Source organism: Paenisporosarcina sp. (genome assembly GCF_049671445.1).
Classification (GTDB): Bacteria; Bacillota; Bacilli; order Bacillales_A; family Planococcaceae; genus Paenisporosarcina.
This window is the reverse complement of record NZ_JBATUX010000066.1, coordinates 1-12,291: the sequence shown is the minus strand read 5'-3', so window position 1 is coordinate 12,291 and position 12,291 is coordinate 1. Positions and strand designations below refer to the sequence as shown.

The following is a 12,291-nucleotide window of genomic DNA, read 5'->3' as shown; positions in this document are numbered from 1 at the left end:
CAAGCAAGTTATCGACACGCATAATGGACTTAGTAGCACCTGTTGGTTTCGGTCAACGTGGACTTATCGTAGCACCGCCAAAAGCGGGTAAAACGATGCTATTGAAAGAAATAGCAAATTCCATTACAACGAATTATCCAGATGCTGACTTAATCGTTCTATTGATTGATGAACGTCCAGAAGAAGTAACGGATATCGAACGTTCAGTTAAGGCAGATGTCGTGAGCTCAACGTTTGATGAAGTACCAGAAAACCATGTTAAAGTGGCAGAATTAGTACTAGACCGAGCGATGCGTTTAGTCGAACATAAACGCGACGTTATTATTTTAATGGATTCCATTACACGTCTAGCACGTGCTTATAACTTAGTTATTCCGCCAAGCGGTCGTACACTTTCAGGTGGTATTGATCCTGCAGCTTTCCATCGTCCTAAACGTTTCTTCGGTGCAGCACGTAATATTGAAGAAGGTGGAAGCTTAACGATTTTAGCGACGGCATTAGTGGAAACAGGTTCACGTATGGATGAAGTCATTTATGAAGAGTTTAAAGGTACTGGTAACTTAGAACTTCATTTAGATCGTAGTTTAGCAGAACGCCGAATCTTCCCAGCATTAGATATTCGACGCTCAGGAACACGAAAAGAAGAATTGCTATTGCCAGCTAAACAACTTGAAAAACTGTGGGCAATCCGTAAAACATTCTCGGATTCACATGATTTCGGCGAACGCTTCTTGAAAAAATTAAGCCAATCCAAAACTAACGAAGAGTTCTTTGAACAATTAAATACAGAAATGAAAGAAAAAAGAGGCGGCAAAGGATTACTGTAAAGGGATCGTCTACTGCGCGTTTATTTAAACGAAACGCTTGATTTCTTAACAGGCATTTGCTATACTTTAAGTCGGTAGAATTACCATTCTCTGTTACATATCCGACCGAATTGACGGGTCGTGTAAGGTGACAGTCAAATAATAACATCTCTGTTCCAGATGGTTCAGGGCGGGAGGAGATTTAATATGAAAACAGGAATTCATCCAGATTACAAAACAGCTAAAGTTAGTTGCTCATGTGGTAACTCATTCGAAACTGGTTCAGTAAAAGAAGACATCAAAGTTGAGTTTTGCTCAGAGTGTCATCCATTCTATACTGGTAAACAGAAATTCGCTCAAGCGGATGGACGTGTTGACCGTTTCAACAAAAAATACGGTATCAAAGAAGAAATCAACGAATAATATCAAATACCCGCTAGAGCCTATGCTCATAGCGGGTATTTTTTTGTGAGTGTCAGGCTGAGCGGTCGCTCAGTCTGACTTTTTAGGGTTGACGTCTGAAAAAAAGGCGATGACGTCTGAAAAAACAGGCTTCACGTCTGAAAAATAGCCATCGACGTCTGAAAACGTCATTTCTTCCGTCAAAAGAATCCTCTCACAACAACAGAAAGGCTGCGGAGCAAAGCGAGCAGCCCAATTTAAGGTTTATCCTCGCTCTATTGACTGCAGACGATAATCATCGACGTCTAAAATCTCCATAGTCCTACTCAAAACCTTAAATGGCCCCACACGCTACGCTTGGTGGGTATTTTGTGGAAAAGCTATCACTTAAAGGAAGCATTTTTAACAGAAAAGAGTCAGTTGTAGCAACAACTGACTCCAATTTAAAAAGTCTTTTACTCACATGTCACAATAACTCCATATCACAATTCCCGATGAAAAAAAAGACGAGTAATCTAGATTTATTTTCTGTATGATAGGGAATAGAGAGTTTTGAAAGGAGTGACTTCCATGTATGTGATGTCACAATCCGGTTGGGTTGAAGTCATTTGCGGGAGTATGTTTTCCGGCAAATCAGAAGAATTAATTCGTCGTGTGAGACGCACGCAATTTGCGAAACAAAAAATTGCGGTGTTCAAACCACGTTTAGATAATCGATATAGTGAAGAAGAAGTAGTCAGTCATAACGGCACGAAAGTAATAGCGATTCCAGTCGAGCGTTCAAAAGATATTTGGGCGTACATTTCGGATGAATACGATGTGATTGGTATTGACGAAGCTCAATTTTTCGATGATGGCATTGTCGATGTTGTACAACGTCTTGCGAATCATGGTTTCCGTGTAATTGTTGCAGGTCTTGATCAAGATTTCAGAGGAGAACCATTTGGTCCAATGCCAACGTTAATGGCGATGGCTGAACTCGTAACGAAATTACAAGCCGTTTGCCAAGTTTGTGGTTCACCAGCAAGCCGCACACAGCGACTAATTAACGGAGATCCAGCAGGCTATGAAGATCCAATTATTTTAATTGGTGCGACTGAAGCGTACGAACCACGTTGCCGTCACCACCACGAAGTACCAGCAGGTGTAACTCATCAAACTTCATTAGTTTACGACAAAGAGTAGCATTTGCTGCTCTTTTTCTTTTTAAATGGCTCTGTTAAAGAAAGTTGTTGAGTAAGGGAGCCGATTCCAGTTTTTTATAACAGGTTCCGTTATACTATTCTGTTTTTCCGTAGATTTGGACTGGTCGGACGTTACGCATGGGACGCACATCAGTAACAGAATGAATTACTAAAAACAGGCGAAGCGACTGGAAACCTTAGTGAATACAATTAATCCCACGGAAGTGGAAAAGATTCCTATACGCACGTCCAACTAAGCTAGAGTGGCAATTTCCCCTCTTTTTCTATATAATTATAGTGTTAATCACATGAACGGATGAGGTGAAAGTATGTTTGATCGCTTACAATCGGTAGAAGACCGATATGATCGTTTGACTGAATTACTCAGTGACCCTGAGATTGTTACAGATATGAATAAACTACGCACGCTTTCTAAAGAACAATCGGACTTGCAAGATACGGTAAACGCATACCGCGAATACAAGCAAGTGAAAGAACAGCATGCTGAAGCGAGAGCAATGCTCGACGATAAATTAGATGGCGACATGCGTGAAATGGTAAAAGAAGAAATGCACGATTTAGCAGCTCAAATTGAAGAGCTAGAAGAACGCCTGAAAGTATTGTTAATTCCAACAGATCCGAATGATGAAAAGAACGTAATCATGGAGATTCGTGGAGCTGCAGGTGGCGATGAAGCTGCACTATTTGCTGGGAATTTATTCCGCATGTACAGCCGCTACGCTGAAACACAAGGTTGGAAAATTAATATCATGGACGCGTCTCCTACAGTAATCGGAGGATATAAAGAAGTCATTTTCATGATTAAAGGTCAAGGTGCATACTCAAAACTGAAATACGAAAACGGTGCTCACCGTGTACAACGTGTACCGGAAACCGAGTCTGGTGGACGTACTCACACATCAACTGCCACTGTAGCATGTCTTCCTGAAGTGGAAGAAGTAGAAGTGGATATTCATGAAAATGATATTCGTACAGATACGTATGCTTCTTCAGGTGCTGGTGGACAATCAGTTAATACAACGATGTCTGCTGTTCGTTTGACACATATTCCTACTGGAACAGTGGTGACGTGCCAAGATGAAAAATCTCAAATTAAAAACAAAGCGAGTGCAATGGTCGTTCTTCGCGCACGTGTTGCCGATAAGTTCCGTCAAGAAGCACAGGCTGAATATGATGCTGTTCGTAAATCTGCAGTAGGTACAGGAGACCGCTCAGAACGAATTCGCACATACAATTATCCACAAAATCGTGTAACCGACCATCGTATTGGTTTAACGATTCAAAAACTAGATCAAATCATGGAAGGTAAACTCGACGAAGTTATTAACGTGTTGATTTTAACTGACCAAACTGAACGACTTGAACGAATGAATGATACCAATGAGTAAATATGTATATGAGGCCCTTTCACGGGCTTCTTCTTTTTTATCGGGACACGGACGAGAAGAGCAAGTTGCACGCATGTTGTTGCAACACGTACTAAACAAAACGCACGTTCAGTTATTAATGGACATGCGAGAAGAAATTTCATCCGAACAATTTGACCATTACTGGTCGCTAATTGAAGAACATAGCACAGGAAAGCCTGTTCAATATATTATCGGATCGGAAGAATTTTATGGACGTACCTTTAAAGTAAATGAACATGTGCTCATTCCACGTCCTGAAACAGAAGAACTCATTGTTGCAACGATCGCTAGAATGAAACGACTTTTCACCGAACAAACTCACTTAAAGCTTGCCGATATCGGTACTGGAAGTGGAGCGATTGCGGTAACCATGAAAGCAGAAATCTCGACTTTGCAAGTAACAGCAACCGATATTTCATCTCAAGCATTAGCAGTAGCTCAAACGAATGCAAGTGACTTAGAAGCACAAATCATCTTTAAACAAGGTGATTTAACTGCTCCTATATCGAATGAAAAATGGGACATTGTGTTGTCCAATCCACCCTATATTTCTTATGATGAGGCTCAAAGTCTATCAGATACCGTAGTAAACTATGAACCTCACAATGCCCTTTTTGCGGATGATGAAGGACTTCATTTATATAAAAGACTAGCAGAGGAACTTCCAGAGTTAATGAACAGACCTGCATTGATTGGCTTAGAAATTGGCTATACACAAGGTCCCGCTGTACAATCGTTCTTCCAAAAATCGTTTCCGGCTGCACAAGTGGATATTGTAAAAGATATCAACGGAAAAGAAAGAATGATTTTTTGTGAGATTACGTGAATAAATAATCCACACCTTGTCCACAATGAGGGCAAGGGGGAGATAACCATGATAGAAGATTACGAGATTTTCAGAAATGAACAACCACAAATGAAGAGGTCTCCATGGATTGAACTTGTAATGGCACTTGTACTTATTCAAACTCTATTATTTCTATTACCAGTAGTAAGCGGAGCGGCTGATGCTGTTCCAGCTGATGCTATTCAAATAAGAGTTATTGCAAACAGCAACACGAAAGAAGATCAACAAGTCAAATCACTCGTTTATCAAGAAATTCAACCACTATTACAAAAAGCTGCTGACACGTTTCAAACAACAGCGCAATTAGAGCAAGAACTAACTCAAATATCCACAGAAATCTCACAAAAAGCAGGAATTATTACCGATCAAAGCATCCACATTAGCTTAGCGAAAGCATTGATTCCAGCTAAAACAGATGGCACTTACTTTTACGCACAAGATTTCCACAAAGCGCTCATTATCACAATAGGCAGCGGCAAAGGAGACAACTGGTGGTGTGCCTTGTTTCCAAAAGTATGTTACCAAGAAGAAGAAGAAGTGGTAGAAGAGCCAGTGAAGTTTTGGACATGGGATTGGATAAAAAGCAAGTTTTAGTCCAAGTTATCCCCATTATGACCACTAGTTATCAACAGTATGTGCATAACTATCAACAAATCACGATAGAAAGGAGATTTATCGCATGAAAACGACTCGAGTCATTGTGGATAACAATGTGAATAAAATTCGAATTTATACACAAGCTGTGGAAAAATTAAAGTTGGGTGAAGTTGTCGCATTCCCAACTGAAACAGTTTATGGGTTAGGAGCAATTGCTACGAATGAACAAGCAGTGGCCAAAATCTTTGAGGCAAAAGGTCGACCATCCGATAACCCTTTAATTGTACATGTGGGGGAATCACAACATATTTTAAAATACGTCAGTGAAATCTCTAAAAAAGCAGAAAAATGCGTCGACGCATTTTGGCCAGGACCTCTAACTCTTATTCTACATGCCAAACCGAACGTCTTTGCACCAAATGTAACAGCTGGATTATCAACAGTAGGGTTGCGTATGCCAGACCATCCAGTTGCTCTCGAATTACTAAAAATGCTTGGTGAACCAGTTGCTGCTCCAAGTGCCAACCGCAGTGGCAAACCAAGTCCGACCACAGCACTACATGTTGAAAAAGACTTGCAAGGACGAATTCCACTCATTCTAGATGGTGGAGCAACCGGCATTGGCTTAGAATCAACCGTCGTCGATTTCACCGTAGATCCTCCTGTCATCCTTCGACCAGGTGGCGTCACAGCACAAATGCTCAGCGCAGTAATTGGAGAAGTTATCGAACCAAGCACAACAACAGTGGACGAGGGAACAGTACCACGAGCACCTGGAATGAAATATGCCCATTATGCACCTGACGCTCCAGTGTACTTAATTGAACCACAACAAGATGTTGTGGATCGAGCAATTCAGTCTATACATACGCAAAATCAAAAAGTCGCTTTGCTCGCACCCGATGAATTTCAACATAACCAAGCAGACTGGTACTTTTCATTAGGCAATCAACAAAATCTTGAAGCATCCGCACACCATTTATATGCTCATTTACGTGCTTGCGACGATACGGCAGCCGATATTATTCTTGTTACGGCACCTCCCAAAACGGGTGTCGGTGCCGCAATTTTCAACCGTCTAGAAAAAGCAGCCGATGGCAATTGGTGGCACTCCTAATCTCTCTCTTTTTTGCATATGCTAGTAGCAATGCAAGAGAGAGGGGAGATTTTTTCATTGTCTACGGAACTGTTCGCGGGACTATTTACGGCACTGGACGTCGTTGCTTTGTACAGTGTACTCCCTAAAATTCGTTTCCCGCTGATGCTAGCCATTTGGACAGGAGTGTTACATATGGTCTTCCCACTTCTCGGGTTCCTTGCTGGAGAATGGGTGACATCATTTATCGTTGAAGGTGGCCGCTACATATCAAGCATCTTGCTATTTCTAACAGGGGTCCATTTATGTTTGTACCAACAAAAACCGACATCCACTGTCATTCCTCCTATACTTCTTGCAGTCGTTGTTAGCCTTGACACCTTTTCAGTTAGCCTATCTTTTGGTATGCTTCAATTACAAAAGTGGTTTTTCTTATGTAGTGCTGGTTTTTTTGCATTAGCATTCTCTTATCTTGCACTTAAAAGCAAACTCATAAAGGGACCTTTGTTGACGCGTCTTTCTGGAGTATGTCTCATGGCAATGGGATTACTCACTTTATTAAATAAATGAGGGATTCACATGAACATCTATTATATCTGTACGGGAAATACATGCCGAAGTCCAATGGCACAAGCCATATTTCATTCACACAATAAGGAAGGTATGGACGTTCGTTCAGCAGGAATATACGCCATGGATGGTGGCGACATTTCTGAGAATGCAAAACGTGTTATTCGCGATGCAGACATAGACTTCACACACTTTTCACGCCAAGTTAGCGAACAAGATGTGCGTTGGGCAGATTTAATATTAACGATGACATCCGCGCATAAACAACTGGTCATGCAAGCATTTCCATTCGCCGCAGATAAAATTTTCACCCTAAAAGAATACGTCCGACCATATGGTTCACACGATGTCTCAGATCCTTTTGGCGGCGACGTCCACATGTATCGCCAAACCTTCCAAGAACTCAACATACTAACCAATGAATTATTTACAAAACTGAATGATGAATAAATACTTACAGCTCCGTACCAATGGGGCTGTATTTTTTGGTTAATCAAAGAATCGCCACCTTTTTTAACAAATGGAAGCAGCCGAAGATACAATTTCGACTGCTAAGGCATTTCTTTATCTTGCGTCCAATTCGAGTGTGAATTTTTATGGTAACTTTTTTAGAAGGAGATTTAAACTGAGGAATACTTAGAGGTTCCATCCATCCTAATCTTGATATCAAATTTATTCTTATTCTAATTATAAATCCAAATCATGGATACAAATAATAGACAATTAGTTTAGGTAAGAACACCATAAATTGTGCCATTTAGGGGGTATGTCAACCTACTTTATAGTACCTATACAATGCAGTTAATTAAGTGAATCGACATTTTGCGGTTGGATCATCCAGGAGAGTTAAAGAAGGTTTTTATTAATAAGGTATAGAATATAAGGAATATCAATAAAAATTCAAAGGAGACGATGAATATGGAAAAGAGTCTGTTTTGATGTCAGAAGATAAAAAATATAAACAAAAAAAGCTGCAGGGAAATTACAGGAAGATTAAACAACAATACAGAGAAGATAAAGACATCGATAAAAAAGAGTTTACTATTCTCGCTATTCTCGTATTATTAATTTTTTTGCTGGATGCTACTTTTAAAACTTTTTAGAATACCACTTTCCCCTAACGGAAGCTCAGCATAACAACCAGCTGTCATCTAAAGGCAGCTTTTCTTATGGAGTAATGAAGTCGTAGCATTTTTTAGGGGTTATAGAGCATACCTTCTTTACGGGAGGGATTATATGTTAAAAAGGATTTTGATTATTGCTGGAATATTGATAGTGGGAATACCTCATTTAGCCTGTTATATAAGTCTCTAGACGTTGATACTGTTGGTGCAAATAAAGTGGAACAAAAACTGTTTGTTATTAAAGAAGAACTAAATATATCTACATTGAAGGTAAAAGAAAAACTTAATGAGAAATACGTGGTGGTTGATGTAAAAACCACTTCAAAGAAGGAATTGGTGATACAAGTTGTAGGGGATGAAAAGTATTTTAATTCCGTAAAAAAGGATATGGAGTCTATTGTTAAAAGTGTGATCAAAACATCCACATTAAATGATTATTCAATTGTTTTTGAGAGATGGGATTTATTTAAGCTTCCCGAAGAACTAGAAATTAGAAACAAAGAACTTTCACATTTAACATCGACTTTAATACAGGGTCTTAAAGATTATGACGTAGTTGGAAATATAGGTACTCATTATCAAGAATCCATTACCATTCATACATCAATAAAAGGTTCTGTTAAAAATGCACAGGAGTTAGCAATGGAAATTGAAGAGACAGTAAATGAAATCTTACAATCTAAAGAACTAAATTCAGTATCTCGCATTGACTCTTATGAAATTAAAATTTTAAATACCAACGGTAAAGTAGTAAATTAATCAAGCTATAAGGCTAAACAATATTGAAACCCCATCTTATTAGGTAACGGGTGCATTACATCAAGATGGAGTATAGCCTTTTCTTATGAACTAACGAAGAAAAGTGTCATCAAATAGAATAAGTAGGTGATTGTATGAGAATTTACAAATTCGAAACTACTAACGAATACTTTGACTATCTCGATTTTCATGATTGCTTTGTAGAAAAAATACAAGTGGGAAATGATGTAATCATTATTGATTTCGAATATGTAAACATCTCGGAACAACATCCTCTCAATCCTTACAAAGTTGCAAAGTCAACAGGACAATGTAGGCTGACTTTTAATATTGTTTCTTTTAGTAAAGCTTTACTCTATATTGTTGTAAATTCAGTTCTGATTGCCGATTGGGAAGAGGAAGGTGAGAAAGAGTCGGAATTTGTGGAAAAGCAAGTTCTGTTCTCAGATTTAGAGGAAATGGAATTTTTGACATTTGAAGAAAAGAAAGTAGAAAATAATTCCTTTATTTTTGATATGCAGGGATTGGATTGGAGAACACAAGATTTTTGTGGATTAATAATCCACGCTAAAAATTTCACTTTCCAATGGAATGAATTTACGGATGACGCCTGGTATGTAGGATGGGACAATCAAGAATAACTTATAAATTGCTTATAATTTTCAACAACGGGTGCTTAGGTTATATCCGCCAAACCATTTACAGGGCTGTCTTTTTTAAAATTCCACGACTTAATTAGATATCCATAAATTTCATTCTTATTCTAACGGGGCAATTTAGTTGAATAAGAAGCAATACAATCAAAGGGGGAGAAATATGAAAAAGGATAGATTATATCTTTATTGGGTTGTAGTTTTATTTATTGAAATGCTTTGGCTTTATAGTTTTACTAACAGACCAAGTTCACCCGCAGACCTTACATACGCTGTTACCTTAATAGCAGTAACACTAACCTTGGGGGTAGTTAGGATAAAATTGTTTAGGGAATCAGATGATTAGAAAAAATTATATCCAAATAACGGATGCTTTACTTCAAGAAGGAGTAAAGCATTCTTTCTAATTGAACTTAAGAAGCAGGTTATTTAGAAAAGGATAATGTTGAATTATAAATTAACAAATATAGAAATGGAACAATTCAGGGGTGGATGAAATGAAAAAGGTAAATTGGATTATTATTGCTGTTATATTAGTTTTGATTACCGTTGGCTGGTTTGTATATCAAAAAATTACCGATGACACTTATCAGGGGATGTCCATTATCCCTGAGCAACATGAAGATATCCCTTTATTCGAGGGATTAGAACCAAACGAACACGTTTATGTTATAGATGGAAATCGCTGGATAGAAATATATGAGTTTTACTTAAAAGAACTTCCTAACCTTGGTTGGAATATAGAATACGAAGGTTCAGCACTTAATGATAATGACCCAGAAAATGATTGGAGTGGATTTCATTCAGGGTGGAGAAAAGAAGGCTTCGATGGTCGATTAAGAATTTCAGCCCACTATAATCAATATGAAGAACAAACAGAGGTCATGTTTGACAAAAATCCCATTTATAACTCAACAACTTGGATTAGTAATGTCCCAAAAAGTATTTGCATTTATCAAAGTTTAAATAGTGAAAAATGTTCTGAAATAAAAGATGAAATTAAAATACAGCAAATTGTTGGTTTTATTAATGATGCTATGGATTGGCAAAAAGAAATATTGCCACGGGAAAAATCAAGTGTAATTGATTTCGGGGATATGAACATAAAAGTTCATTATGGAAGCGAAAAAGAAATTTATTTTCAATCAGAAAAAGGTACAAAACTGATGAAACCAGATCCTGATTTCTTCAACATTACCAATCTTTCTCAATAGTCTTCTTCAACTACGGTGCTTTACTTGAATGACCGGCTATCTATTAAATGTCAGAGCCTAGTTAAATATTTCCTAATAGTGGTGTTATGTCAACCTACTGTGTATACGTGATACATTCCAATTGAGTAAGTATATCGAGGTTTTACGTAAACCACTATTCAACATATATTTAATTTATAAGAAAAATAGAGAAAGAGAGAGTAGGGGATATTTATGTGGGATGTCGTAGGTTTTTGGTATGTTGGTTTTATATTTTGGTTGTTTTTACTTTCTTCCATCGTTACTTTTGTTATTGCAGTAGTAAAGGATTCTTGGAAGACTATGCTAATAAGTGTACTTATTTTTCTTCCGAATGTATTAGCTATAATTACAATGGATTTCGAGTATATTATGTATTTACTTTTAGTTTGGTTTATTATACAAATCCATATGTTACGTAAAATTTATTGCGATAACAGGAAATTTTGAAAAGGAAAATTACATTGGAATCGATTGAATTAAAACACGATAACTTTAGATTGTAGTGCATTCGGAGTAATTTTTCGCTTACGGGTTTAGTTAAAAAACCGGCTACCTTTACAGGATAGCACTTCCTCATTCATGTGTTATGTCAACCTACTTTGTAAAGAGCATTTTACGAATTAACGACTAATTCTTATTAAGCTCACGCAGCAGGTTAGTTACCTGAGGAGATGGAAAGTGGTAACGTTGAAACGAAGGATAGGGTGAAAAAGTGTTGTTGTTAATATCGTTTTTAATTTCTCTTGTTGGGCTTAGCATATTTGTTTACGGTGTAAAACTGACATTTAAAAAAGAGGAAACAAAGAGAAAAACAGTGGTCTCTATTTTAGCCACGGTTTTCGACTTACTAACGGGTACTTTCACTACTGAAGGAATATTGATTACATTTGGTTTAGCGTTAACACTAACTGGTTTTATTTTCTTGGTCCTCATATAAACTAATAATAGGTATTTATCAAAGTCTAGTCAAAAACTAACCTTTAGATCATTACGCAGTCCAAACTTATCATTGGACAGAGGCTTACGATGACTACAAAGAAAAGTGGAGTATTTCAAAGTAACTTCTTCCACTGACGGATGTTATGTCAACCAATTTAGTTAATGTATATAAACAAGATGTGAGGTAAACGAAAATGTTATCAAGAAAAATTATATCAGCTTCGGTTTCGGGTTCTTTATTTGCTATTTTATTAGGTTTTGTTATGCCAGATCCATTCGGAGAACAAGTTGTTGAAAACTATTTTTATTCAGCTTCTACTATGGTAAATGTATATATGATGTATAGTTTTCCTGTGATTCTGCTTTATGGAATTCTAACTTCTATAATTGGTGATAAGGTAGCAGAGTTTATGTCAAAAAAAAGTAGAAATAAAAACATAGAGATATTTGTTTCTGCAATTTTGCACATTGTTTTCGGACTTGTAATACTCCCCTATAGTTTAGGTGCTTCCATCTTGTTTTTTGTTACGGATAGACTACTGCAAAAACAAAGGAAAAACTATCAGTGGTTGCAAGCATTTAAGAGTTTGGTAATTCCCTTAACAATTTGGATTATCTCTTTGGGAATTGTTTGGATAGAGCATTTTAT

15 protein-coding genes are annotated in these 12,291 nt (G+C 37.5%); all 15 read left to right on the top strand.

All coding sequences use genetic code 11. From position 1 onward, the window contains the following. The coding region (gene rho, locus WBG45_RS09155) for a transcription termination factor Rho (protein WP_424413930.1) at nt 1–827 on the top strand (827 nt) is incomplete at its 5' end. A gap of 186 nt (nt 828–1,013) precedes the next feature. Then, a complete protein-coding gene (gene rpmE / locus WBG45_RS09150) occupies nt 1,014–1,229 on the top strand; it encodes a 50S ribosomal protein L31 (protein WP_424413928.1) in 216 nt (71 codons plus the stop codon). Nucleotides 1,230–1,778: 549 nt separating this feature from the next. Further along, entirely contained in the window at nt 1,779–2,393 is a 615-nt protein-coding gene (locus WBG45_RS09145) for a thymidine kinase (RefSeq protein WP_424413926.1), read from the top strand. 328 nt (nt 2,394–2,721) lie between these two features. Beyond that, on the top strand, nt 2,722–3,801 hold the full coding sequence (gene prfA / locus WBG45_RS09140; protein ID WP_424413924.1) for a peptide chain release factor 1: 1,080 nt from the start codon (nt 2,722–2,724) through the stop codon (nt 3,799–3,801). Further along, nucleotides 3,785–4,648 (top strand): peptide chain release factor N(5)-glutamine methyltransferase, encoded by an 864-nt coding sequence (gene prmC, locus WBG45_RS09135; RefSeq protein WP_424413922.1) that lies wholly within the window; start codon nt 3,785–3,787, stop codon nt 4,646–4,648. The genes prfA and prmC overlap by 17 nt, the downstream gene beginning before the upstream one ends. A 48-nt stretch (nt 4,649–4,696) precedes the next feature. Then, nucleotides 4,697–5,263, top strand: coding sequence for a stage II sporulation protein R (locus WBG45_RS09130; RefSeq protein WP_424413920.1), 567 nt, complete (start codon nt 4,697–4,699; stop codon nt 5,261–5,263). Nucleotides 5,264–5,348: 85 nt separating this feature from the next. Next, nucleotides 5,349–6,383 (top strand): L-threonylcarbamoyladenylate synthase, encoded by a 1,035-nt coding sequence (locus WBG45_RS09125; RefSeq protein ID WP_424413918.1) that lies wholly within the window; start codon nt 5,349–5,351, stop codon nt 6,381–6,383. A gap of 57 nt (nt 6,384–6,440) precedes the next feature. Next, nucleotides 6,441–6,932: a manganese efflux pump gene (locus WBG45_RS09120; protein ID WP_024535564.1), complete on the top strand. Its 492-nt coding sequence runs from the start codon at nt 6,441–6,443 to the stop codon at nt 6,930–6,932. 9 nt (nt 6,933–6,941) lie between these two features. Next, nucleotides 6,942–7,382: a low molecular weight protein arginine phosphatase gene (locus WBG45_RS09115; protein WP_424413917.1), complete on the top strand. Its 441-nt coding sequence runs from the start codon at nt 6,942–6,944 to the stop codon at nt 7,380–7,382. A gap of 488 nt (nt 7,383–7,870) precedes the next feature. Further along, nucleotides 7,871–8,035 carry a hypothetical protein gene (locus WBG45_RS09110; RefSeq protein ID WP_424413915.1) on the top strand — a complete coding sequence of 55 codons (165 nt, stop codon included), beginning with the start codon at nt 7,871–7,873 and terminating at the stop codon, nt 8,033–8,035. Between the two features lie 237 nt (nt 8,036–8,272). Further along, the gene (locus tag WBG45_RS09105) at nt 8,273–8,815 is read left to right on the top strand and encodes a hypothetical protein (RefSeq protein ID WP_424413913.1); all 543 of its coding nucleotides are present in this window, start codon (nt 8,273–8,275) and stop codon (nt 8,813–8,815) included. 134 nt (nt 8,816–8,949) lie between these two features. Next, complete coding sequence (locus tag WBG45_RS09100; protein WP_424413912.1) at nt 8,950–9,456, top strand: hypothetical protein; 507 nt, start codon at nt 8,950–8,952, stop codon at nt 9,454–9,456. Between the two features lie 509 nt (nt 9,457–9,965). Next, nucleotides 9,966–10,682 carry a hypothetical protein gene (locus tag WBG45_RS09095; RefSeq protein ID WP_424413910.1) on the top strand — a complete coding sequence of 239 codons (717 nt, stop codon included), beginning with the start codon at nt 9,966–9,968 and terminating at the stop codon, nt 10,680–10,682. 736 nt (nt 10,683–11,418) lie between these two features. Continuing rightward, nucleotides 11,419–11,640 carry a hypothetical protein gene (locus WBG45_RS09090; protein ID WP_424413908.1) on the top strand — a complete coding sequence of 74 codons (222 nt, stop codon included), beginning with the start codon at nt 11,419–11,421 and terminating at the stop codon, nt 11,638–11,640. 196 nt (nt 11,641–11,836) lie between these two features. Next, nucleotides 11,837–12,291 (top strand): hypothetical protein (locus tag WBG45_RS09085; protein ID WP_424413906.1); only part of this gene is annotated, 455 nt, incomplete at its 3' end.

Bases quoted from the DNA above. Each gene is read 5' to 3' on its own strand.
- rpmE (WP_424413928.1), top strand. From the start codon at position 1,014: ATGAAAACAGGAATTCATCCAGATTACAAAACAGCTAAAGTTAGTTGC.
- WBG45_RS09145 (WP_424413926.1), top strand. From the start codon at position 1,779: ATGTATGTGATGTCACAATCCGGTTGGGTTGAAGTCATTTGCGGGAGT.
- prfA (WP_424413924.1), top strand. From the start codon at position 2,722: ATGTTTGATCGCTTACAATCGGTAGAAGACCGATATGATCGTTTGACT.
- prmC (WP_424413922.1), top strand. From the start codon at position 3,785: ATGATACCAATGAGTAAATATGTATATGAGGCCCTTTCACGGGCTTCT.
- WBG45_RS09130 (WP_424413920.1), top strand. From the start codon at position 4,697: ATGATAGAAGATTACGAGATTTTCAGAAATGAACAACCACAAATGAAG.
- WBG45_RS09125 (WP_424413918.1), top strand. From the start codon at position 5,349: ATGAAAACGACTCGAGTCATTGTGGATAACAATGTGAATAAAATTCGA.
- WBG45_RS09115 (WP_424413917.1), top strand. From the start codon at position 6,942: ATGAACATCTATTATATCTGTACGGGAAATACATGCCGAAGTCCAATG.
- WBG45_RS09110 (WP_424413915.1), top strand. From the start codon at position 7,871: ATGTCAGAAGATAAAAAATATAAACAAAAAAAGCTGCAGGGAAATTAC.
- WBG45_RS09100 (WP_424413912.1), top strand. From the start codon at position 8,950: ATGAGAATTTACAAATTCGAAACTACTAACGAATACTTTGACTATCTC.
- WBG45_RS09095 (WP_424413910.1), top strand. From the start codon at position 9,966: ATGAAAAAGGTAAATTGGATTATTATTGCTGTTATATTAGTTTTGATT.